The sequence below is a fragment of the Pandoraea pneumonica genome, from assembly GCF_049918595.1.
Taxonomy (GTDB): domain Bacteria; phylum Pseudomonadota; class Gammaproteobacteria; order Burkholderiales; family Burkholderiaceae; genus Pandoraea; species Pandoraea pneumonica_A.
The window spans coordinates 520,891-543,514 of the sequence record NZ_JBNCRZ010000003.1; the positions used below are offsets into that span (position 1 = coordinate 520,891).

The window sequence follows — 22,624 nt, forward strand, 5'->3', positions numbered from 1 at the left end:
GAACGCCGCCGCTGCCGACGCTCAGAAAGCCGGTCGGCCGCGATACGCGGACGGCCATGCGCCGTCGAGCCGCAACCACGTGCGCGAAATCGGATGAATCGAGCCATTCGACGCTTCTTCGACCAACTGACGCAGCGCAAGCGACGAGAGCGTTTTTTCGTCGGTTGGAAACGCGACGAGGAACGTCCGGTTGACCGCCACGGCGGCGAATTCGCTCACGCCGAAGTGCGCCTTCATCGACTCATAGAGATTGCCCAGCACCAGCGCACCGGCCGGCGCCATCCAGTTGCCGCGCGAGCCGCCGAAATGCGTGCCGTCGTCGAGACACGCAATGCCGAAATCGAAGTGGCGCGCGTTCCACGCGCGCGACAGGTTGCTGGCTGCATGCGCAAACGCGTCTTCGAACGTCATGTTCGCCGCCGCCAAATCGTGCCCTTGCAAACGGCGAAGCCCCTGCGGGCTATCCATCACCAGCGTGAGAAAAACGTCGTCGGAAAACGGTTCGCTGACGTCGCCGTTCGGGTCGCAGGCATCCACCCACGCGCCCGGCACGACATACGGATAGAGGTGAAGGTGATTCGCGCTATCGAGCGGCGTTTCCAGCAGTGGCAAGGTGTCGAAGGTATCGGTCATGGGTCGCGTCGAGATCTGTTTCATTTGTTAGGACGTTCGGGCACACGACAAGTGCCGCAACTGGGACACATCCGAAAAATCCTTTTCATTTCATTCACTTACACCATCAACTACGCACCATGCAGGCGGCCCGGCACGCGAAACATCTTACATCGCGTTACAAAAAGAAACGGTTGCCGCGCTTGCCGTGACGGACACTTCTCGCATGCGAGATCACTCGATGCGCACCGTGAACGCTAACACGGTGTCATCCGGATGCAGCGGATTCCGATGCATCTGCCGACTGAGAAAGGTCTGGATAGAACGGTGACTCGCCAACCGCACGATGGAGAAAACAACATGGATAACGATCTGCAACCGCGTCGCATGCATCCGCTGATCGCTGCTGCCGCTGGCAGCATCGTGGTCGTCAGCTTGCTCGGTGTCGCCGCCATTACGGGTGTGCTGCCTTCGGCCAAGAGCACCAACGGCCCCGCGCCGACGAGCGACAACTCGCAATATGCGCTGACGCCGCCGCAAACGCAGCCCACCGCTGCCCAGCAAGCGCAGCAATCGCAGCAAGCCCAACAACAGCAACAACAGGCGCAGCAGGCCGAATACGCGCAGCAGCAAGCCGCACAGCGCGCCCCCGCCCCGTCGCCGTCGCAGCCGGCTTATGCGCAGCAATCGGCGCCCCCGGCACAGCAACAGGCCGCCACGTGCTCGACGTGCGGGACCGTGCAATCGGTCCAGCCGATCCGTACGCAAGGTCACGCAACGGGTCTTGGTGCCGTCGGCGGTGCCGTCGCAGGCGGCTTGATCGGTAACCAGTTCGGCGCCGGGAACGGCCGTACCGCCATGACGGTGGTGGGCGCGCTCGGCGGCGGTCTGGCAGGTAACGAAGTCGAGAAGAACGTGCGCTCGGATACGGTCTACCGTGTCTACGTTCGTATGGACACCGGCAAGACCCGTTACTGGACGTATCAGCAAGCCCCGGGCGTGCAGCCGGGCGACCGCGTGCGTCTGGAGAACAACGGACTGGTACGTGCCGGTTAATGCTGCTGGCTAAGCTTCAATGCCGTTGCGGCGCCCTTCAGGAAGGTACCGCCTCGGCATCCTCGCTAGCGTGACTACACTTCGCAGAAACACAAAAGCCGCTCATTCGAGCGGCTTTTGTTTTAACAGCGACGTCGGCAACGATCAGCGCGCTTCGTCGATCCACGCCATCTGAATCGCTTCGAGTACCTTCTCGCCAGCGCGGTCGGGCGAATCGTCGAAACCGTCGAGCGCCATCACCCACTGGTGCAGATCGGTGAAGCGCACGTATTGCGGGTCGACGTCGGGATGCGTGTCGGTGAGCGCAATCGCGATGTCCTGAATGTCAGTCCATTTCATGGGGGAAGCTCCTCGTTCTTGTGTCGAATCTCACGAAGGCGGCGCGTTGGAGCGCTCGCTTAGTGATTTTCCTTGGCGTGGTTGATCGTGTACTTCGGAATTTCGACCACCAGGTCGGTATCTTCCGGCATGCGCGTCTGGCACGACAAGCGCGACGTCGGCTCCAAGCCCCACGCCTTGTCCAGCAGATCCTCTTCCTCGTCTTCCGCCGATTCCAGCGACTCGAAGCCCTCGCGCACGATCACGTGGCAAGTGGTGCACGCACACGACTTTTCGCAGGCGTGTTCGATTTCGATGTCGTTGGCGAGCAGCGCGTCGCACACGGTGGTGCCCGGTGCAACCTCCAGCACGGCGCCCTCGGGGCACAGTTCTTCGTGAGGCAATACGACGATTTGTGGCATGGCTTGCAGTTTCCGTGTGTGTCTTACAGTTTGTCGATGTCCGCCACGCGCCGACCGGCCAGCGCTGCGCGGATGCTCTTGTCCATGCGACGCGCGGCAAAGGCGTCGGTCGCCTGCGACAGTGTCTCGGTCGCCGTCTTGATCGCGATCTGATCGTCGCCTGCCGCCGTCTGGCGCAGGTCGGCCAGCAGGCCATCGATTTGGGCGCGCTCGTCGGCATCGAGCAATTCGGGGTCGGCGGCCAGGGCGCTGTCGATCGCGACGAGCAAGCGCTCGGCTTCCACCTGCTGCTCGCGCAAGGCGCGGGCACGCATGTCGACTTCTGCCGAGCCGAAGCTGTCTTGCAGCATGCGCGCAATATCCTCGTCAGCCAGACCGTAGGACGGCTTCACTTCGATCGATGCCGCCACGCCCGAATGCATTTCCTGCGCGGCCACCGACAGCAAACCGTCGGCGTCGACTTGATACGTCACGCGAATGCGTGCGGCACCGGCCGTCATCGGCGGAATACCGCGCAGTTCGAAGCGGGCGAGCGAGCGGCAATCGGCCGCCAGCTCACGCTCGCCTTGCAGCACGTGAATCGCCATGGCCGTCTGGCCATCCTTGAACGTGGTGAATTCTTGCGCGCGTGCGACCGGAATCGTGGCGTTACGCGGGATGATCTTCTCGACCAGACCGCCCATCGTCTCGACGCCGAGTGAGAGCGGAATCACGTCGAGCAGCAGCCACTCGTCGCCTTCTGCCTGATTGCCAGCGAGCATGTTGGCTTGCACGGCGGCGCCGAGTGCCACGACTTGATCCGGGTCGAGATCGACCAGCGGTTCGCGATCGAAGAACGTTGCCACGGCAGCGCGCACTTGCGGCATGCGCGTTGCGCCGCCCACGAGCACCACGCCCTTGACGTCTTCCGGGCCCATGCCCGCATCGCGCAGCGCCTTGCGCATCGGACCGATCGTGCGCTGCACGAGCGATGCACCCAGTTCGGTGAATTGTTCCCGCGTGAGCTTCAGGGCGATCTGGCGCTCACCGGACAGCGTCAATGCGATATCGGCCACGTCTGCGTCGGTTAGCGCTTCTTTCGCCGTGCGAGCGTGATCGAGCAACGCGCGCACATCTTGCGGGGTCAGCGAACCGGCTTCGATGCCTGCGGCACCGACAGCCCAACGGTAGATCGCCTGATCGAAGTCGTCGCCGCCGAGGGCCGAATCGCCACCGGCTGCCAACACTTCGAACACGCCCTTCGTCAGACGCAGAATCGAGATATCGAACGTACCGCCGCCCAGATCGTAGACGGCGTAGAGGCCTTCGGCTGCGTTGTCCAGACCGTACGCAATCGCGGCGGCCGTCGGCTCGTTGAGCAGGCGCAATACGTTCAGACCGGCCAAACGTGCGGCGTCCTTAGTGGCCTGACGCTGTGCGTCGTCGAAATAGGCGGGCACGGTAATCACGGCGCCGACCAGGTCGTCGCCCAGCGTGTCTTCCGCACGTTGACGCAGCGTGGCGAGAATCTCGGCCGACACTTCGACCGGGCTCTTCACACCGCCCGCGGTGTTCATTTGCACCATGCCGGGTGCATCGACGAAGTCGTACGGTGCGTTGTCGGCGTGCGCCACATCGGCCAGGCCCCGGCCCATGAAGCGTTTGACGGAAACGATAGTGTTACGCGGATCGGTCGCTGCAGCCGCCTTGGCGTCGTAGCCGATTTGGGTGCGGGGGCCGCCGAGGTAACGCACGACGGACGGCAGCAAGACGCGGCCCTGATCGTCGGGCAGCACTTCAGCGACACCGCTGCGCACAGCGGCCACGAGGGAATGTGTGGTGCCGAGATCGATGCCCACGGCGAGTCGCCGCTGGTGCGGCGCGGGGGACATGCCGGGTTCGGAAATTTGCAGAAGGGCCATGGCTTTGCAATGCGGGCGGCGCGCGTGGCGCGCTCGCCCTGTTCTCAAGCGGTTCTCAGAATCATGTGACGGCGCCGCACCGGGCCGTCACGCGTTTTCCAGCATTTCGATGCGCTGCGCGATATCTTCCTCGGCGCGCGCAATAAACATCAGTTGCCGTACGGCTTCGGCCGCAGGCTGCCAGGCGGCACTGTCGAGCCAGTCGCCGAGCCTGGCCAATCGGGTACGCCGGTCGTCGCGCAGCGACTTTGCCAACGCGTCGAGCGCGCCGACATTGCGGGCGGCGACGGCGTCGTCAATGGCTTCGCGCCATTCCATTTGCTGCATCAGGAAATCGGGGGCCATCGCGGTGTTGTTCTCCGCGCCCACGTCGATGCCCTGTAAGGTCAACAAATAGGTGCCGCGCTGCAACGGATCGCGCAGCGTACGATAAGCGGCATTGGCCTGCGCAGCCCACTGCATGGCGACTCGGCGCTCGGCGTCGCTCGCGTTGGCGAAGCGATCGGGATGCACGCGCGACTGCACCGCCCGGTAGGCGGTCTCGAGTGCCTCGATGTCCAGCGCGAAGCGCTGCGGCAACTCGAACAGCGTGAAATAGTTGTCAGTCAATGCACTCATCGCACACTCAACGCCCGCCCCTTGCATCAGGGTCAGGCCGTAAAAAAAGCGGCTCGCGCCGCCTTGTTGCCTACGCTACTACCGCTCCGGCTCGCCGAAGCGCTCGCTCAAGTTGCCGACGGCGGACTGTCCAGTGTGTCGGGCGGTTCACCGCGTTGGCACTTGCGACACGTCAGCACGCTGCCGATCATCGCGTCGCGTCCTGCTGCGCTTTGCGTCCATGTCCGGATCTGCCACGGAGGCAAATGCCGGACATGTTGCCCGTGGCCACACGCCAGCCGGGCAACCCACTGGCCTTCGTCGTCTTGACGAAAGCCGGTGATCACGCGTGCCGGCGCGTCCTCAGACGCGGAACGACTCGCCGCAGCCGCACTCATCCTTGACGTTCGGGTTGTTGAAGCGGAACCCTTCGTTCAGACCTTCGCGCGCGAAATCCAATTCGGTGCCGTCGATATACGGCAGACTCTTCGGATCGATGATCACCTTCACGCCATGGCTCTCGAAGACGGTGTCTTCGGTTTCCACGTCGTCGGCATACTCCAGCTTGTAGGCCAGGCCCGAGCAACCGGTCGTCTTCACGCCCAGCCGCAGGCCCACGCCCTTGCCGCGCCGCGTCAGATAACGCGAAACGTGCTGCGCAGCCTTCTCGGTCAATGTGACAGCCATCTTTGCCTGTTCCTTATTAAGACTGAATGCGACGGTCTTAGGCTGCCTTGGCAGCTTCGGCCGTCTCGCCGTGCTTCTGCTTGTAGTCGGCCACGGCCGCCTTGATGGCGTCTTCGGCCAGAATCGAGCAGTGAATCTTCACCGGCGGCAGGGCCAGTTCTTGCGCGATTTGCGTGTTCTTGATGTCGAGCGCCTGATCCAGCGTCTTGCCCTTGACCCACTCGGTCACCAGCGACGACGAGGCGATCGCCGAACCGCAGCCGTAGGTCTTGAACTTGGCGTCTTCGATCACGCCCGCTTCGTTCACGCGAATTTGCAGCTTCATCACGTCGCCGCAAGCCGGTGCACCGACCATGCCGGTACCCACCGCGTCGTCACCCTTGTCGAACGAGCCGACATTACGCGGGTTTTCGTAGTGATCCAGAACTTCTTTGCTGTAAGACATGGCTAACTCCTTGAATGCTCAGTGTGCGGCCCACTGGATCGAGCTGATGTCGATCCCGTCCTTGTACATTTCCCACAGCGGCGACAGATCGCGCAGCTTGCCGATCTTGCCCTTGAGCAGTTCGATCACGTAATCGACTTCCTGCTCGGTCGTGAAACGACCCACCGTGAAGCGAATCGAGCTGTGCGCCAGTTCATCGTTACGACCCAGCGCGCGCAGCACGTACGAAGGCTCGAGCGAGGCCGACGTGCACGCCGAACCCGACGACACCGCCACATCCTTGATCGCCATGATGAGCGACTCGCCTTCGACAAAATTGAAGCTGATGTTCAGGTTGTGCGGCACACGTTGTTCCATGTCGCCGTTCACATAAACCTCTTCCATTTCCGTCAGACCGCGCAGCAGACGATCGCGCAGCATGCGCACGCGCTCGTTCTCCGTGGCCATTTCTTCACGCGCCAGGCGGAACGCCTCGCCCATGCCCACGATCTGGTGCGTCGCCAGCGTGCCCGAACGCATACCGCGTTCATGACCGCCGCCGTGAATCTGGGCTTCGATACGCACGCGCGGCTTGCGACGCACATACAGCGCGCCGATACCCTTCGGGCCGTACGTCTTGTGCGCCGAGAACGCCATCAGGTCGACTTTGAGCTTGCTCAGATCGATGGGCATCTTGCCCGTCGCTTGTGCGGCGTCGACGTGGAAAATGATGCCCTTTTCGCGGCAGATTTCACCGATCGTCTCGATGTCCTGAATCACGCCGATTTCGTTGTTCACGGCCATGACCGACACGAGAATCGTGTCCGGGCGCAGTGCCGCCTTGAACACGTCGAGGTCGAGCAGACCGTCGTCCTTGACGTCCAGATACGTGACTTCGAAGCCCTCGCGTTCCAGCTCACGCATGGTGTCGAGCACAGCCTTGTGCTCGGTCTTCAGCGTGATCAGGTGCTTGCCCTTGCCTTGATAGAAGTGCGCGGCACCCTTGATGGCGAGGTTGTCCGACTCGGTAGCGCCCGACGTCCAGATGATCTCGCGCGGGTCGGCACCCACGAGCTTCGCGACTTCCTCGCGTGCCTCTTCTACAGCCTGCTCGGCGGCCCAGCCGAACGAGTGGCTGCGCGAGGCCGGGTTGCCGAACTGCTCGCGCAGGTACGGCAGCATCTTGTCCACAACACGCGGGTCGATCGGCGTGGTGGCGCTGTAATCCATGTAAATGGGGAGGTTGAGGGTGTCGTTTTTCATGGGGTGCTCCAGGATCGTGCCGTGGCGCCTGTTATGAACGGGCCATATCGAAGACCGAATTGGGAATGCGCGTGGCGATGGTCTGGCTGGTGCCGGGCTCGCGCGTGTCGCGCAGCACGGCCTGTTGGGCCTGCTTGCTGCGCTGCTGCTCGACCAAGTCGCGCAGTGAAACGGAATCAAGATACTCGACCATCTTCTGGTTGAGCGTCGCCCACAACTCGTGCGTCATGCAATGACCGCGATGGCCGTCCTGGCCCTTCTCGCAATTGCCCTTGCTACCGCACTGCGTGGCGTCGAGCGGTTCGTCGACCGCAATGATGATGTCAGCGACCGTCACCTCTTCCGCGCGGCGCGCCAAGCTGTAACCGCCACCCGGACCGCGCACGCTTTCCACGATTTCGTGGCGGCGCAGCTTCCCGAACAACTGTTCCAGATAAGAGAGGGAAATTCGCTGACGCTGACTAATGCCCGCAAGCGTCACGGGACCCGCGTCCTGGCGCATGGCCAGGTCGATCATCGCCGTAACGGCGAAACGGCCTTTCGTGGTAAGTCTCATGATGATGCAGGGGATTAATCTCGACTATTTTCGTCAAGTATAAATACCCCACGAAATTAGTCAACTACTTCTGGCCCATTTTTTGCGGAAGTTCCCTCGTCCGTTTGTGAAAAATCTCATTTTTCGGGACGAGCTTCGGGACTCGCGGTGCGTAGCGGAAACAACAGCACCAGTGGATTGCGCAGCACGGCACGCCAGATGGCGCGGTGGATTTGCCGACGGTCGCCCAATCGCAGTGGACGCGATCGGAGCGCCATGTGGAATGCTAACGCAAAACTGACACCGACGTTGAGCAGGGCCATCGACCCAACCCCTGCCACGGCGAGCCAAAGGGCCGAGTCGTGCAGTACCGGCAGGCCCAATACCCCAATAGACGTCGCAATGGCCCCGGTCGAGAGCGTCACGTGGCGCACTTCGAACGGCAGCGCGAACGCCGTCAGAATCGCGGGCACCAACCCGAGCATGAAACCCAGCGTCAGATTGCCGAGCACCGGCGCAATATGACGACGGCCCCAGTCCGCCAGACGCGCCGCACCATTGCGGCCGAACACGAACCGCAGACGACGGTTATAGGCCAGCACATCGCCAATGCCGTGTAGCGCGAACCAGTTGTCCGCCCAGCCTGAAATCAGACTGGAACACCACAGCAGCACCCCTGTCATCGCGGCGAAGAGCGGGGTCACGCCAAGAATCGAGAACGAATCCAGCGTCGCATGCGCCTTCTCCGGCGGAATCGTATTCACGCCCAGCGCCGCCGACACGCCCCATTGCACGAGCAGACAGAACGGAAACACCATCGCCAGATTGCCGAAAATGGCCGCCGCCTGCGTTCGCACCAGCGCGATCACTTCGCCCACGAAGGCGTCCATGCCCGCCGGGGTGTCCACGTCGTCGAGCTTGCTGGCGATGGCGGGTGCCGTCATCGCGGGTTGCTTGGTCGCCAATGTGAAATGGCAGAAGTGCATGAACAGGAAGCACAACGCGTAGTTCGCACCCGCGAGAAAGCCTTCGACGATGGTCGGCAGGTGCGCGCTCGTGATCAGAAACTTCACGTAGACCGTCACCACAGTGACCAGCCCGCCGCCGCACGCCATCTTGAGCATCGACAGATACTCGCTGCGATTGCGCGCGATGTAATGCTCGCCCGTCTCGGCGCTGCGCTCGACCACCTTGCGTGCCAACAAACCGAACGATGTGCGCGCCAGTTCGCCCACGCTCTGGCTCGCGCGATTCGCGCGCACCAGATCCGCCACCAATCGCACACGCGCCGTCGCGTGATCGCTATCGACGAGCCACGCTTCGAGCAGGCGCTCAAGTCGGCGAATACGCGCCTTCGCCCGCTCCACCTGAAACACGATGTCGACGCTCACGCCGTTCTCGTCCAGATGGGTGTACACCTGACGCGCCGCGCGACCGCAATCGTCGAGCAACGCGCGAAACAGGTTGATCTCCTGCACGAAGCGCTGGCTCGGCGGTGCCCCCGGGACGAACTCGCGCCCGGCGTCCTCCAGCCCTTGCATGGCACGCCCAAGGCGGTAGAACGGCGACTCCGTCACACGCGGATACGTGAGACGCGAACGCACCGCCTGCGACAACCCGGTCGACGCAATCTGATCGACCAGATGGTGCATGGCCGCGAGCAGGTCTTCGGCGAACGGATTCCAGTCGGTGTCTTCGTCGTCGGCTTCACCGTAATGCAGCAGCGCGATGAGGTCGGTGAGCAATGCGGGTGGCATGTCGCCGATCCAGTCGGCCGCATCGCCATCGGGGAACATCAGCGAGCAAAGTGCCGACAGATCGCGGCGCGTAGGCGGCGGCGGAATCAGCGCTTTCTCGATGCGCTCGGCCAGCGCGCCCCAGAACCCGGGCCGCACCGGCATGCCGGTATCGCACAGCAAGGAGATTGCGTCGCTGTCGTTAATGACGCTACGCAGCGTGCGCGCGACAGGCAAACGCCAATCGGGGTTGCGATCGAGCATTTGCAGCAGATAGCGCAGGCGGGTGTGCGGCCGATAGCGGGCGGCCTCCCCTTCGCCACGCGATTCGTTGGCGAGCGCGCCGCGCTTTTGCACCCAATGCGCCAACTCGATGAGCCATTGATTGCGTACCGCCAACGGTGCCGTCGGATCGGCGTGGGCAAGCAGTTCGTCGAGTTGATGGCCCGCGTGGCGCGAGGCACGCCATTTGCGCCAGTAGGACGTGAGGGTGTTGAGCATCTTTCAGGGAAATTCATGCCGACGTGAGGCGGCGATGGCCCGAATGATAGCTGCTCGCGAAGCGCCACGCCTGCAAAAGCGTGACGCCGCGGGCCGAGTCAGCCCGCTTCGCGCAGGCGGGCGAGCAGTCCGTCGAGTCCGTCTTCGACGTAATCGAGCACGGTTTCGAAGCCCCGTTCGCCACCGTAGTACGGGTCAGGCACTTCGGTCGCGTCGTGACGGGTGGCGAAGTCCATGAGCCGCACGATCTTGTGACGATACTGGGCCGGACACTGCGCCGTGAGGTCAGCGACGTTGGCGTCGTCCATCGCGACGATCCACGTGAAGCGCTTGAAGTCGTCCGCTTCGACACGGCGTGCACGCAGCGCGCTCAGGTCGTAACCACGGCGAGCGGCAGCGGCCTGCGTCCGCGCGTCGGGCGCATGGCCGATGTGATAGCTGTGCGTGCCCGCGGAATCGACCGTCACCACGTCGCTCAATCCGGCCTCGGCGAGACGATGGCGAAAAATGCCATCCGCGCTCGGCGAGCGGCAAATGTTACCCATACATACGAAGAGCACTGACGTCGGTTTCATCGCTACCTGACTCCTTCCAAGACGGCCAAGCCGCTCAAAGCTTCGGCCCCAATTCCGCTTCGCTCGCGCCGTCCGTGCCGAACACCAGTGCCTTGACGTGCAGCAGTTGATCGCGCACCTTCGCCGCCTTCTCGAATTCGAGGTTGCGGGCGTGCTCCTGCATCTGCTTTTCGAGCTTCTTGATTTCGCGCGCGAGCTGCTTCTCGGACATGTCCTGGTAGTGCGCCTGCTCCTTCGCCTCGGCCAGTTCCGCCTTGGCATCTTGCGGGTCGTACACGCCGTCGATGATGTCCTTGATGCGCTTCTTCACGCCCACCGGCACGATGCCGTTCGCTTCGTTGTGCGCCATTTGTTTGGCACGACGACGTTCGGTCTCGCTAATCGCGCGCTTCATCGAATCGGTCATCTTGTCGCCATACAGAATGGCGGTGCCGTTCACGTTACGCGCCGCGCGCCCGATCGTCTGAATCAACGACCGCTCGGCCCGCAAGAAGCCTTCCTTATCCGCATCGAGAATCGCCACGAGCGAGACTTCGGGAATATCGAGCCCCTCGCGCAGCAAGTTGATCCCGACCAGCACGTCGAACGCGCCGAGTCGAAGATCGCGAATGATTTCCACGCGCTCGACGGTATCGATGTCGCTGTGCAGATAGCGCACCTTCACGCCGTTATCCGACAGATAGTCGGTCAACTGCTCGGCCATGCGCTTGGTCAGCGTGGTTACCAGCACCCGCTCGCCGACGGCCACCCGCTTGTTGATCTCAGAGAGCACATCGTCCACCTGCGTACGCGCCGGGCGCACATCGATGGTCGGATCGATCAGCCCCGTGGGGCGCACCACCTGCTCCACCACCTGCCCCGATCGCTTGCCTTCATAGTCGGCAGGTGTGGCGGAGACGAAAATCGCCTGCCGCATCTTGCGTTCGTATTCGGCGAATTTGAGCGGCCGGTTATCCAACGCCGACGGCAGCCGGAACCCGTAATTGACGAGGTTTTCCTTACGTGCCCGGTCACCGTTGTACATGCCGTTGAACTGGCCGATCAGCACGTGCGACTCGTCGAGGAACATGAGCGCGTCGGGCGGCAGGTAGTCGACCAGTGTCGGCGGCGGCTCGCCGGGCGCGGCCCCCGAGAGATGGCGCGAGTAGTTCTCAATGCCCTTGCAGAAGCCCAGCTCCTGCAACATCTCCAGATCGAAACGTGTGCGCTGCTCCAGCCGCTGCGCCTCGACGAGTTTCCCTTCCTTGTAGAAGAAGTCGAGCCGCTCGCGCAATTCAGCCTTAATCGTCTCGATCGCGCGCAGTACGGTGTCGCGCGGCGTCACATAGTGCGACGACGGATACACCGTGAAGCGCGGCACCTTCTGACGCACCCGGCCCGTGAGCGGGTCGAACAGTTGCAACGTATCGACCTCGTCGTCGAACAACTCCACACGCAGCGCTAATTCGGCGTGTTCTGCCGGGAAGATATCGATGGTGTCGCCGCGCACGCGGAACGTGCCGCGCCCGAAGTCGGTTTCGTTGCGCGTGTATTGCATCGCAATCAGACGCGCGATGACGTCGCGCTGCCCGATCTTGTCGCCCTGACGCACCGTCAGAATCATCTGATGGTATTCAGTCGGGTTACCGATACCGTAGATCGCCGAGACGGTGGCCACGATCACCACATCACGCCGCTCCAGCAGGCTCTTGGTCGCCGAGAGCCGCATCTGCTCGATGTGCTCGTTGACCGACGAATCCTTCTCGATGAAGAGATCGCGCTGCGGCACGTACGCTTCCGGCTGGTAGTAGTCGTAGTACGAGACGAAGTACTCCACGGCGTTGCGCGGGAAGAATTCGCGGAATTCCGAGTAAAGCTGTGCCGCGAGCGTCTTGTTCGGCGCGAAGACGATCGCCGGGCGCCCCATGCGCGCGATGACGTTGGCCATCGTGAACGTTTTGCCCGAGCCGGTCACACCGAGCAGGGTCTGAAACGCGAGTCCGTCGTCGATGCCTTCGGTGAGTTGGGTAATCGCCGCGGGCTGGTCGCCAGCCGCGGGGAATGGACAGTAAAGCTGGTAGGGAGAATCCGGGAACGTCAGGAACTTGCTTTCGTCGAGGACGTTGTCAGCCGCAGGGATCATGGCGGGGGTGCGAGCCTGAGAGACGGAATCTGCCATTCTAGCGCGTCAGGCAATTCCTAGAGTCCGATGGGTAACAAGGCAGGCATCCGGGTGCCGGGCGGATCCGGGAGTGTGGCGGACTGTGGCGGGGAATCGTCGCACGGCACGGCGGCGCGATGGAGGTCCGGCTGATTTCTCGCCAATTTCTGGCATAAATTGGCAGTTTTCGTGCCGAAATGCCATCTATTCCTGCTGCGCGGCCCGGAGTTAACCACAAGCGCGGGTATTCTTCGTTAAAATAGCCCGTTGCGCCTGACACTTTTGCGCCGCATTTTTCCACTACTGCCTCGAGCCGTCGAAATGACTCTCTTCTCCGCTGTCGAACTCGCCCCGCGCGACCCTATTCTTGGTCTGAACGAAGCCTTCAACGCCGATCACCGCACCGATAAGGTGAACCTGGGCGTGGGCGTGTATTTCAATGCGCAAGGCAAGTTGCCCCTGCTCAAGGCTGTGAAGGCAGCGGAAGAACAACGTGTGGCCGCCGGTCTGCCGCGCGGTTACCTGCCGATCGAAGGCATCGCCGCCTACGACAAGGCCGTGCAAGAAATGCTGTTCGGCAAAGAATCGCCCGTCCTGACCGAAGGCCGCGTGATCACGGCCCAAGCCCTGGGCGGCACCGGCGCACTGAAGATCGGCGCCGACTTCTTGAAGCAACTGAACCCGAACGCCACGGTCGCCATCAGCGACCCGAGCTGGGAAAACCACCGCGCCCTGTTCACGCAAGCCGGTTTTAACGTCGTTTCGTATCCGTACTACGAAGCCGAAACGCACGGCGTGAACCTCTCGGGCATGCTCGACATGCTGGGCAAAGAGCCGGAAGGCACGGTCGTCGTGCTGCACGCTTGCTGCCACAACCCGACCGGCGTCGATCTGACGATGGATCAGTGGGCGCAAGTCGTGGAAGTCGTGAAGGCCCGCAAGCTGGTGCCGTTCCTCGACATCGCTTACCAAGGCTTCGGTGACGGCATCGACGCCGACGCCGCCGTGGTGCGCCTGTTCGCCGCCTCGAACCTGAACTTCTTCGTGTCGAGCTCGTTCTCGAAGTCGTTCTCGCTGTACGGCGAACGCGTGGGTGCCCTGTCGATCGTGACCAGCAGCAAGGACGAATCGACCCGCGTGCTCTCGCAGCTCAAGCGCGTGATCCGCACCAACTACTCCAACCCGCCGACGCATGGCGGCTCGGTGGTCGCCGCTGTCCTGAGCAACCCGGAACTGCGCGCGCTGTGGGAAGAAGAACTGGCCGAGATGCGTGAACGCATCCGCGCCATGCGTCTGGCACTGGTCGAGAAGCTCCGCGCCCACGGCGTGGAACGCGATTTCTCGTTCGTGATCAAGCAACGCGGCATGTTCTCGTACTCGGGCCTCACCGCCGATCAGGTCGAGCGTCTGCGCGAAGAGTTCGGCATCTATGCCGTGAGCACGGGCCGCATTTGCGTGGCCGCGCTCAACGATCAGAACATCGATCACGTGGCATCGGCGATCGCCCAAGTGCTGCGCTAAGCACCCGCGTTATCGGCCAATGAGAAAGCCCGCCTCACCGGCGGGCTTTTTTTCGCCCGGCTTTTGTTGCGCCGCAGCAACGATAGTTAATAACAATGACTCGAATAAGCTAAAACTATCGGCCTGATGCGGAAATGCCATATATCAGGGTTATGCTGCGTTGCACAGCCGCGATAAACGGTTGCATAATTGCCCCCATCACTCGCCTCAGGGCACACAACATGCTGTATCAGATTCACGAGTACAACCGCGCGTGGTTGAACCCCCTCACCACGTGGGCCAAAGCGGCCGCTACCACTTTCGTCAACCCGGGTAGCCTGCTCGCCATGATGCCCGGCGCGCCCCGCATTGCCGCCGGCTACGAGCTGCTCTACCGGCTCGGCAAAGACTACGAAAAACCCGAATTCAATATCAAGGCCGTCGAAGTCGACGGGCACAACATCCCGGTCGTGGAAATGACTGCGATGGAAAAGCCCTTCTGCCGCCTGCTGCGCTTCAAGCGCTATGCGGACGATGCCAGCGCCGTCGGCCAGCTCAAGGACGACCCGGTCGTGCTCGTGGTCGCGCCGCTCTCGGGCCATCACGCCACGCTGCTGCGCGACACGGTGACGACGCTGCTCAAAGACCACAAGGTCTACATCACCGACTGGGTCGATGCGCGCATGGTCCCGCTCGAAGACGGTGCGTTCCATCTCGACGACTACGTGGCCTACATTCAGGAATTCATCCGCCATATCGGCGCTGAGAACCTGCATGTGATTTCGGTGTGCCAGCCGACCGTGCCGGTGCTCGGCGCGATCTCGCTCATGGCGTCGAACGGCGAGAAAACGCCCAAGACCATGACGATGATGGGTGGCCCGATCGACGCGCGTAAGAGCCCGACGTCGGTCAACTCGCTCGCCACGAACAAGTCGTACGAGTGGTTCGAGAATCACGTGATTCACGCGGTACCGGCCAATTACCCCGGCTCGGGCCGCCTCGTCTACCCGGGCTTCCTGCAACACGCCGGGTTTGTGGCGATGAATCCGGACCGTCATCTGAAGTCGCACTGGGACTTCTACCTCGACCTGATGCGCGGCGACAACGACGACGCCGACTCGCATCGCCGCTTCTACGACGAGTACAACGCCGTGCTCGACATGGCTGCCGAGTACTACCTCGACACCATCAAGACGGTGTTCCAGGACTTCAGTCTGGCAAGCGGCACGTGGGATGTGGCCGGTGAGCGCGTGCGTCCGCAGGACATCAAGACGACAGCCCTCTTCACCATCGAAGGCGAGTTGGACGACATTTCGGGCAGCGGCCAAACACAAGCTGCGCACGAGCTGTGCACGGGCATTCCGGCCAAGCGTCGCGCCCACTTCACGGCGCCGAACTGCGGCCACTACGGGATCTTCTCGGGCAGCCGCTGGCGTAACGTGATCTATCCGCAGATTCGCGACTTCATCGCCAAAAACAACTGATCGGATCACCCGTTCGGTCGTTGCTGACGAAACAAAAAACCGCCGCGTGAGCCTCAGCCCACGCGGCGGTTTTTCTTTGCTCGACGATGCGATGCGCGACAGCCTTATCGCGTGCGCAACGAATCCATCAGCACCTGCGTGTTGAATGCCGAATACGTCTTGCGCGTGTCATCGGCCATCACGTCGCGGCCCATCACGATGGACAGCGTGTGGCGGTTCGACATCACGTAGTAGCCCATCGCCGAGATCGTCACGTACAGATTCACCGGGTCGATGCCCGTGCGAATCTCACCGCTGACCTCGCCACGCTTGAGCGTCTGCGCGAGCAATTCCACAATTGGCGACACCTGCTGACGAATTTCGGTCGATTGACGCATCGACTTCGCTTCGTGCAAGTTTTCGTTGTTGATAAGTTGGATGAGCGCCGGATGATCGGCGTAGTAGTCCCACACGAAGTGAGCCAACGCCGCGACCGCGTCGAGCGGGGGTAGCGCGTCGAGCTTGAGCGCGTGTTCCGCGCGGTTGAATTCTCCGTAGACTTCTTCGAGCACGGCCAGATAGAGCTGGTCCTTATTGCCGAAGTAGTAATAGAGCATACGTTCATTGATGTCCGCTCGGCGCGCAATACTGTCCACCCGCGCGCCGCTCGAACCCCGTTCGGCAAACTCCTCGATCGCTGCCGCCAGAATTCGCTGGCGGGTACGCTCGGGGTCCCGTTTGATCTTGGTTTCAGGCGTCGTCATGATCGGCCGGTCGTTCTCAACGGGCGGAATTATGGCACAACGGTTTCAGTGTTTCCGCAAAATGCAGGATAATTCGTTTTTCGCCGAATCCCCCACAAAGACGTGTCCGAAGTCAGCGCGCTCGCGCAGCGCATCGATGCCCTATTGCCCCAGACGCAGTGCACCAAGTGCGGTTACGCCGGTTGCCGGCCATATGCCGACGCCATCGCCAGCGGGCAAGCCAGCTATAACCAGTGTCCGCCGGGCGGTGCCGAGGGCGTCGCACGTCTGGCGAAGCTGCTCGGCCGTCCGGTCATTCCCCTCAACCCCGAGAACGGCGTCGAACGCCCGCGCCCGCGTGCCGTCATCGACGAATCGCTGTGCATCGGCTGCACGCTGTGTTTGCAAGCCTGTCCGGTCGACGCCATCGTCGGCGCGGCCAAGCTGATGCATACCGTGATTGAAGACCGCTGCACGGGCTGCGATCTGTGCGTGCCGCCCTGCCCGGTCGATTGCATCGAGATGGTGCCGGTCACCGGCGAGCACACCGGCTGGGACGCCTGGTCGCAAACGCAAGCCGACGAGGCCCGGGTGCACTTCGAGGGGCATCAGGCCCGGATCGCCAAGGATAAGGCCGAACGCGAAGCACGACTGGCGGCACGCGCCGCGCGCGTCGCGCCAGTCGCACCGGCTGCGCCATCCGCTGCCGCTGCCACGGAGGCGGCGACAGAGGCCACCCCAGCAGCACCCCAGGGCGACACCGCGACCACCCCTGCGAGCGCTACACCACCGGCAGGCGATGAAGCTGCTGCCGCCGCAGCCCGCAAGCAGGCGATTATCCAAGCCGCACTAGAGCGCGCCCGCCAGAAGAAGGCCGCGCTTGCCGCGCAGGGTTTGGGCCCGAAGAACACCGAAAACGTCTCGGCCGAAGTGCAGGCGCAGATCGACGAGGCGGAAGCGCGTCGCAAGCGGCTGAATTTGTCCGGCTCGACGGACGAGAAAGGCCCCCCGCCGGGCAAACCGTAACCGCCGGGGCGACGAAGCCTTCGAAGCTCCCGAACCTCCCCGATAACACGCTAACCCGCCGTCCCCGCCGACGCCGCCAACATGAACGACGCCAAACGCCGAGCCCTGTTCGAGACGTTGCAGCAACTCAATCCGAACCCAACGACGGAGCTTGAGTACACGTCGCCCTTCGAGTTGCTCATTGCCGTGCTGCTCTCAGCGCAGGCGACCGACGTTTCCGTCAACAAGGCGACCCGCAAGCTGTACGCCGTGGCGAACACGCCCGCGAAAATGCTGGCGCTTGGCGAGGCGGGCGTGTCGGATTACATCAAGACGATCGGCCTATACCGCACTAAAGCGAAGAATGTGATCGCCACGTGCAAGCTGCTACTCGACGAGCACGGCGGCGAAGTCCCCCGCTCGCGCGAGGCGCTTGAAGCGCTGCCGGGCGTGGGCCGAAAGACGGCGAACGTGGTACTCAACACGGCCTTCGGCGAAGACACGATTGCAGTCGACACGCACATCTTCCGCGTCGCGAACCGCACCGGGCTAGCCCCGGGCAAAGATCCGCTGGCGGTCGAACTGGCGCTGGAGCGCGTGACGCCACGCGAATTCAAGCACGACGCGCACCACTGGCTGATTCTGCACGGCCGCTATGTCTGCAAGGCCCGCAAGCCCGAGTGCTGGCACTGCGCCATCGAGCCGCTGTGCGACTTCCGACCGAAGACGCCCGCACCGAAACACTGACGCGATCGGCATCCGCCATGAAAAACGGGCGCTCCCCTCGCAGGGAGCGCCCGTTTTGCTTTGACCTTCGTCACGCGTGCCAGCCAGGCCAGCACAACATGAGCGTCAGATGATGCGAGCCGCTTCGTCGAACGACAAACGCGGGTTGCGCGGGAACAGCTTGGCGTGATCGCCGTAGCCCAGATTACAGATGAAGTTCACGCGCCAGTCGGTGCCAGCGAAGAACGTGTCGTTGACCTTCTGGCCATCGAAACCGGCCATCGGGCCGCAGTCGAGGCCCAGTGCGCGCGCGGCGAGAATGAAGTAGCCGCCTTGCAGCGAGCTGTTCATGTGCGCGGCACCGGCGGCCTTGGCGGCGTCGCCCGAGAACATCGGCACCATCTTTTCAGCACCGTTCGGGAACAGCTTCGGCAGGTGTTCGTAGAACTTCAGATCGAACGCGATGATCGCCGTGACGGGCGCATTGCGCGTCTTTTCGACGTTACCCGGTGCCATGCATTCCAGCAGCTTGGCCTTCGCTTCGGCGCTCTTGACGAACACGATGCGTGCGGGCGTCGTGTTTGCCGACGTCGGACCCCATTTCACGAGGTCGTACAGCTCACGCAGCGTTTCGTCGCTGACCGGCTTTTGCAGCCACTCGTTGTGGGTGCGGGCGTCGGTGAACAGTTGGGCGATGGATTCTTTGGCAATGGTGCTCATGGCGAATGATCTCGGTGATGATACGGAAGCGATACGGATGCGCGTAATGAAGCCTGTAGCAAAGCGTGCAGCGAACGGCGATTGTACCGTCGCGCGGGGATAGTCGCTGGCGGGGCAAAAATCGCCGTCCCGGCCAGCGTCCTCAAGCGAAGTCAGGCACTTGCCGGTGTGCCGCGCGCCGACAGCCACAGCACGCCAGCCAGAATCAGCGCTCCGCCGCCCAACTGCGCGACGGTGAGCGTTTCGCCTAGCAGCATGGCCGCGAGCAACACGGTGACGACGGGTTCCAGCGTCGAGAGCATGGAGGCGCGTCCCGCACCGAGCCGTTGCAGACCGGCGAAGAACGTCAGGATGGCGATGACGGTGGAGCACACCGCAATCGCCACCAGCGCCGCCCAGCCGCCCGTATTCGCGGGCCAGTGCAGCGACAGCCCCTGCCCGGCGCGGATCAGCGCCATGGCACTGAACGAGACCGTGGCGGCCAGACACACGAGGGTCGCCGTCGCGCGGGCATCCACACCGCGCGTGAGCTTCGCGCCGACCACGATGTAGCACGAGTAGATCAACGCCGAGCCCACCGCCAACGCCATGCCAAGCGGCTGCCCGTGCCCGCCGCCCACGGTAAGCGCGGTGCCGAGCGAACACAGCAGCAACGCGCCGAGCTTCACGGGTGTCAGGCGTTCATGCAGGAAAATCGCTGCCAGCACCGTCACGAACACCGGATAGAGATAAAGCAGCAGCGCGACGAGCGAGGCCTGTGCATATTGCAGCGCGCCGAAGTAGCACAGCGACTGCCCCACGTAACCGATGCCGCCCATCAGCGCGATGCCCAGCGATTGCTTGCGCGAGGGGAACGCTACGCGCTGCACGCGGCACCAGCCGAGCAGCAGCAGCGACGCCAGCACGAACCGGAACAGCAGCATGGCGAAAATATCGGCACCGGACGCGCTAGCCGCACGCGCGAAGATCGCCATCGCACCGAATGCCGAGGCCGACACGGCGATCAACGTAATACCGCCCCAGGCCGATGGCGGACGGGCGTTCTGGGCGGCGGCAGGCATGGCGGAGGAATGGGGGCTGCGCGACATGATTAAGCGAATTGAGCGACAATACGGCCTGTTTGGCGTCACGAGAACCCCACGGAGTCCCCATGTTCAATCCCAGCCGCGATGAAGTGCGGCAATTCTTCTGCACCACTTGGCAAAAGCAACGCGGCGGCAGCATTCTCACACCGCTCGAAACCATTGCCGCCGACTGGATCAACGAACATCCGGAATACCACGACGCCCTCGCCGACACCGAAGAAGCGAGCGCGCGCGATTACTCGCCCGAAGCCGGTCAGACCAATCCGTTCCTGCATTTGTCGATGCACCTGGCCATCAGCGAGCAAGTCTCCATCGACCAGCCGCCCGGCATTCGCGCCGCTTACGAGCGGCTCACCAACCGGCTCGACTCACCGCACGAAGCGCAGCATCGCATCATGGACTGTCTCGGACAAACGCTGTGGGAAGCCCAGCGCAGCGGCCAGCCGCCCGATTCCGACGCCTATCTGCAACGCATCGAGCAGCAAGCGTCGCGTTAAGCGACGGCTCGGCCCTTAGCGCCCCGCATCAGCCACACCGCGCCGGTTGCGACAAGAACGAAGAAAACGACGGTTGCCATCACGCAACCGTCGTTTTTTGCTTTCTACCGCGGCTTGCCATCGCGCGCCGCCGATCACGGCCGCGCACTGAGGGTCTACCGCGTATTTCTGCCGCGTATTGCCGCCGCTTACTTCTTGGTCACCAGATCGCCCGGCAGTGATTCGATATACGCGGCCATGTCCTTCAGCTCTTGCGACGTGAACGGACGCGGCTTGCCGTCCTTGCCGATCGTCGCCGGGTTCGACATCACCTGCGTCTTCATGATGGCGTTGCTACGCCCGAAGACGAGGCTCTGTTCGTTCTGATACGCGCGCAGCGCGTTGTAGACATAGTCGGCGTACTGACCGGCCAGCTTCGGATATTCCGGGCTGATCGGTGCATTCAGGTTCGCGCCGTGACAGCTCACGCACATGCCCTTGTCGACGAGTGCTTTGCCGTTGGCGATATTGCCCGCAGCGTGAGCGGTGCCGGCAACGCCGGCGAGCGTGGCGCCAAGCGCCAGGGACGCCGCGAGAGCGGCCTTTGCCATCGATTGCTTCATCGTGTTCTCCTCAGCCACGCACGTTTTACTTCTGGGGATTGACCGGCGTCGACGCCGTTTGCGCCGCGTAGTACGCGGCAATGTCGACGATGTCCTGCTCGGTCAACGTGGCTGCGATGCCATGCATCGTCTGGAACTTGCGATCGCCCTTGGCGTACTCCTTCAGGGCGTTTTCGATGTACTTCGCATTCTGTCCGCCGATCCGGGGCACGTGATACACCTCCGGAAACGCGGTCCGATAATCGGGAATGCCGTGGCAGCCAATACACATGGCGACCTTGTCCTTTGCCGCCTCGGGATTGGGCTTGAGTTCGGCCGCATGGATCGCGGTGAGCGACGTGCTGCCGAGCGCCAGCGCCATCATCGTGAGGAACTTTTTCATGGTCTTCTTGGGAACGTTTTTGGTTGGAATACCGGCCCGCAACACGCAGGTCGTCGTCCTGACTCCAAGGCCGGCGACCCGTGAAAAAAGCAATCGATTGTAACCCACACCCCCTGATGCGCAAACTCGGGGCTGACCCGCACAGTTCTCCGAAGTTTTTTCGCAACCCCTTGATGCGGCGGAACAATTTCACACCGCGAGCGAGCCGTATGCGCATTGTCTTATACTGAAGTTTTTCCCCTGCCCGGCCGGTTGGCCGGCTGTTTGCGGACGGCTCAGACAATGCGCTTCGAAGGCTCTTCCCAATACGTCGCCACCGACGATCTCAAACTCGCGGTCAATGCGGCGGCCACGCTGCAACGTCCCCTGCTCATCAAAGGCGAACCCGGTACCGGCAAAACCATGCTGGCCGAGGAAGTCGCCGCGGCGCTCGACATGCCGCTGCTGCAATGGCATGTGAAGTCGACCACCAAGGCACAGCAAGGTCTCTACGAGTACGACGCCGTCTCGCGTCTGCGCGATTCGCAGCTGGGCGACGAGCGCGTGCGCGACATCGCCAATTACATCGTCAAGGGCGTACTCTGGCAGGCCTTCGAGGCCGAGCAGCAGACCGTGCTGCTCATCGATGAAATCGACAAGGCCGACATCGAATTCCCGAACGACTTGCTGCGCGAACTCGACCGGATGGAGTTCTACGTCTACGAGACGCGTCAACTCGTCAAGGCGCGTCATCGCCCACTGGTCATCATCACGTCGAACAACGAGAAGGAATTGCCCGACGCGTTCCTGCGCCGCTGCTTCTTCCACTACATCAAGTTCCCCGATCCGTCGACGATGCAGTCGATCATCGACGTGCACTTCCCGAACATCCGCCACGAACTGGTGAACGCCGCGATGGCGACCTTCTTCGAAGTGCGCGAGATTCCCGGCCTGAAGAAGAAACCGTCGACCTCGGAACTGATCGACTGGCTCAAGCTGCTGATGGCCGAAGAGATCGGCCCTGAGGCGTTGCGCAGTGCCGACAACAAGCTGGCCATTCCGCCGCTCGCGGGCGCGCTGCTCAAGAACGAACAGGACATGCATCTGTTCGAGCGCCTCGTCTTCATGAACCGCGCCAACCGGTAAGCGCGCCAA

At 62.6% G+C, this 22,624-nt stretch carries 25 protein-coding genes; 7 read left to right on the plus strand and 18 right to left on the minus strand.

Annotation, left to right across the window (positions count from 1 at the left end; translation table 11 throughout):
* Positions 1-21 precede the first annotated feature (21 nt).
* Positions 22-633, minus strand: coding sequence for a hypothetical protein (locus ACPWR9_RS14860; RefSeq protein ID WP_426298769.1), 612 nt, complete (start codon positions 631-633; stop codon positions 22-24).
* Positions 634-972: 339 nt separating this feature from the next.
* Between ACPWR9_RS14860 and ACPWR9_RS14865 the strand changes: the two genes are divergently transcribed.
* Positions 973-1,668, plus strand: a complete 696-nt coding sequence (locus ACPWR9_RS14865; protein ID WP_426298771.1) for a glycine zipper 2TM domain-containing protein — start codon at positions 973-975, stop codon at positions 1,666-1,668.
* A gap of 144 nt (positions 1,669-1,812) precedes the next feature.
* On the opposite strand, the gene iscX is transcribed toward ACPWR9_RS14865, so the two are convergent.
* From iscX to uvrB, 12 genes are all read right to left on the minus strand, one after another.
* A complete protein-coding gene (gene iscX, locus ACPWR9_RS14870) occupies positions 1,813-2,007 on the minus strand; it encodes a Fe-S cluster assembly protein IscX (RefSeq protein ID WP_150678792.1) in 195 nt (64 codons plus the stop codon).
* Between the two features lie 59 nt (positions 2,008-2,066).
* Entirely contained in the window at positions 2,067-2,408 is a 342-nt protein-coding gene (gene fdx, locus ACPWR9_RS14875) for an ISC system 2Fe-2S type ferredoxin (RefSeq protein WP_150678793.1), read from the minus strand.
* Positions 2,409-2,431: 23 nt separating this feature from the next.
* Complete coding sequence (hscA, locus tag ACPWR9_RS14880; protein ID WP_426298773.1) at positions 2,432-4,309, minus strand: Fe-S protein assembly chaperone HscA; 1,878 nt, start codon at positions 4,307-4,309, stop codon at positions 2,432-2,434.
* Positions 4,310-4,396: 87 nt separating this feature from the next.
* Positions 4,397-4,927, minus strand: a complete 531-nt coding sequence (gene hscB, locus ACPWR9_RS14885; RefSeq protein WP_426298775.1) for a Fe-S protein assembly co-chaperone HscB — start codon at positions 4,925-4,927, stop codon at positions 4,397-4,399.
* Positions 4,928-5,034: 107 nt separating this feature from the next.
* Positions 5,035-5,304, minus strand: coding sequence for a DUF3565 domain-containing protein (locus ACPWR9_RS14890; RefSeq protein WP_426298777.1), 270 nt, complete (start codon positions 5,302-5,304; stop codon positions 5,035-5,037).
* Entirely contained in the window at positions 5,270-5,593 is a 324-nt protein-coding gene (iscA, locus tag ACPWR9_RS14895; RefSeq protein WP_058379415.1) for an iron-sulfur cluster assembly protein IscA, read from the minus strand. The genes ACPWR9_RS14890 and iscA overlap by 35 nt, the downstream gene beginning before the upstream one ends.
* 37 nt (positions 5,594-5,630) lie before the next feature.
* A complete protein-coding gene (gene iscU / locus ACPWR9_RS14900) occupies positions 5,631-6,038 on the minus strand; it encodes a Fe-S cluster assembly scaffold IscU (RefSeq protein WP_426298779.1) in 408 nt (135 codons plus the stop codon).
* A gap of 18 nt (positions 6,039-6,056) precedes the next feature.
* Positions 6,057-7,280, minus strand: a complete 1,224-nt coding sequence (locus tag ACPWR9_RS14905) for an IscS subfamily cysteine desulfurase (RefSeq protein ID WP_150678799.1) — start codon at positions 7,278-7,280, stop codon at positions 6,057-6,059.
* Between the two features lie 31 nt (positions 7,281-7,311).
* Positions 7,312-7,836: a Fe-S cluster assembly transcriptional regulator IscR gene (iscR, locus tag ACPWR9_RS14910; protein ID WP_058379418.1), complete on the minus strand. Its 525-nt coding sequence runs from the start codon at positions 7,834-7,836 to the stop codon at positions 7,312-7,314.
* Positions 7,837-7,952: 116 nt separating this feature from the next.
* Entirely contained in the window at positions 7,953-10,052 is a 2,100-nt protein-coding gene (locus tag ACPWR9_RS14915) for a site-specific recombinase (RefSeq protein WP_426298781.1), read from the minus strand.
* 98 nt (positions 10,053-10,150) lie between these two features.
* The gene (locus ACPWR9_RS14920) at positions 10,151-10,627 is read right to left on the minus strand and encodes a low molecular weight protein-tyrosine-phosphatase (RefSeq protein WP_426298783.1); all 477 of its coding nucleotides are present in this window, start codon (positions 10,625-10,627) and stop codon (positions 10,151-10,153) included.
* Positions 10,628-10,661: 34 nt separating this feature from the next.
* Positions 10,662-12,749 carry an excinuclease ABC subunit UvrB gene (uvrB, locus tag ACPWR9_RS14925; protein WP_426299366.1) on the minus strand — a complete coding sequence of 696 codons (2,088 nt, stop codon included), beginning with the start codon at positions 12,747-12,749 and terminating at the stop codon, positions 10,662-10,664.
* A gap of 339 nt (positions 12,750-13,088) precedes the next feature.
* Here uvrB and ACPWR9_RS14930 point away from each other — a divergent pair, with 339 nt between their 5' ends.
* Both ACPWR9_RS14930 and ACPWR9_RS14935 read left to right on the plus strand, forming a co-directional pair.
* A complete protein-coding gene (locus ACPWR9_RS14930) occupies positions 13,089-14,288 on the plus strand; it encodes an amino acid aminotransferase (RefSeq protein WP_426298785.1) in 1,200 nt (399 codons plus the stop codon).
* 221 nt (positions 14,289-14,509) lie between these two features.
* Complete coding sequence (locus tag ACPWR9_RS14935) at positions 14,510-15,751, plus strand: polyhydroxyalkanoate depolymerase (protein WP_426298787.1); 1,242 nt, start codon at positions 14,510-14,512, stop codon at positions 15,749-15,751.
* 104 nt (positions 15,752-15,855) lie between these two features.
* On the opposite strand, the gene ACPWR9_RS14940 is transcribed toward ACPWR9_RS14935, so the two are convergent.
* Positions 15,856-16,494 carry a TetR/AcrR family transcriptional regulator gene (locus ACPWR9_RS14940; RefSeq protein ID WP_150678804.1) on the minus strand — a complete coding sequence of 213 codons (639 nt, stop codon included), beginning with the start codon at positions 16,492-16,494 and terminating at the stop codon, positions 15,856-15,858.
* A gap of 102 nt (positions 16,495-16,596) precedes the next feature.
* On the opposite strand from ACPWR9_RS14940, the gene rsxB reads away from it, so the two are divergent.
* Both rsxB and nth read left to right on the plus strand, forming a co-directional pair.
* Positions 16,597-17,499, plus strand: a complete 903-nt coding sequence (rsxB, locus tag ACPWR9_RS14945; protein WP_426298789.1) for an electron transport complex subunit RsxB — start codon at positions 16,597-16,599, stop codon at positions 17,497-17,499.
* Positions 17,500-17,580: 81 nt separating this feature from the next.
* Positions 17,581-18,225: an endonuclease III gene (nth, locus tag ACPWR9_RS14950; RefSeq protein WP_426298791.1), complete on the plus strand. Its 645-nt coding sequence runs from the start codon at positions 17,581-17,583 to the stop codon at positions 18,223-18,225.
* 105 nt (positions 18,226-18,330) lie between these two features.
* Here nth and ACPWR9_RS14955 read toward each other — a convergent pair whose 3' ends face one another.
* Entirely contained in the window at positions 18,331-18,924 is a 594-nt protein-coding gene (locus tag ACPWR9_RS14955) for a malonic semialdehyde reductase (RefSeq protein ID WP_426298793.1), read from the minus strand.
* 152 nt (positions 18,925-19,076) lie between these two features.
* Positions 19,077-19,985, minus strand: a complete 909-nt coding sequence (locus tag ACPWR9_RS14960; RefSeq protein WP_426299368.1) for a DMT family transporter — start codon at positions 19,983-19,985, stop codon at positions 19,077-19,079.
* Positions 19,986-20,074: 89 nt separating this feature from the next.
* Between ACPWR9_RS14960 and ACPWR9_RS14965 the strand changes: the two genes are divergently transcribed.
* Positions 20,075-20,506 (plus strand): DUF1841 family protein, encoded by a 432-nt coding sequence (locus tag ACPWR9_RS14965; protein ID WP_426298795.1) that lies wholly within the window; start codon positions 20,075-20,077, stop codon positions 20,504-20,506.
* A gap of 188 nt (positions 20,507-20,694) precedes the next feature.
* Here the strand turns inward: ACPWR9_RS14965 and ACPWR9_RS14970 are convergent, their stop codons facing one another.
* The gene (locus tag ACPWR9_RS14970; protein ID WP_426299370.1) at positions 20,695-21,096 is read right to left on the minus strand and encodes a c-type cytochrome; all 402 of its coding nucleotides are present in this window, start codon (positions 21,094-21,096) and stop codon (positions 20,695-20,697) included.
* 37 nt (positions 21,097-21,133) lie between these two features.
* A complete protein-coding gene (locus ACPWR9_RS14975; protein WP_150678810.1) occupies positions 21,134-21,490 on the minus strand; it encodes a c-type cytochrome in 357 nt (118 codons plus the stop codon).
* A 282-nt stretch (positions 21,491-21,772) separates the two neighbouring features.
* Here ACPWR9_RS14975 and ACPWR9_RS14980 point away from each other — a divergent pair, with 282 nt between their 5' ends.
* Positions 21,773-22,615, plus strand: coding sequence for an AAA family ATPase (locus ACPWR9_RS14980; RefSeq protein ID WP_426298797.1), 843 nt, complete (start codon positions 21,773-21,775; stop codon positions 22,613-22,615).
* The last annotated feature ends 9 nt before the right edge of the window (positions 22,616-22,624 follow it).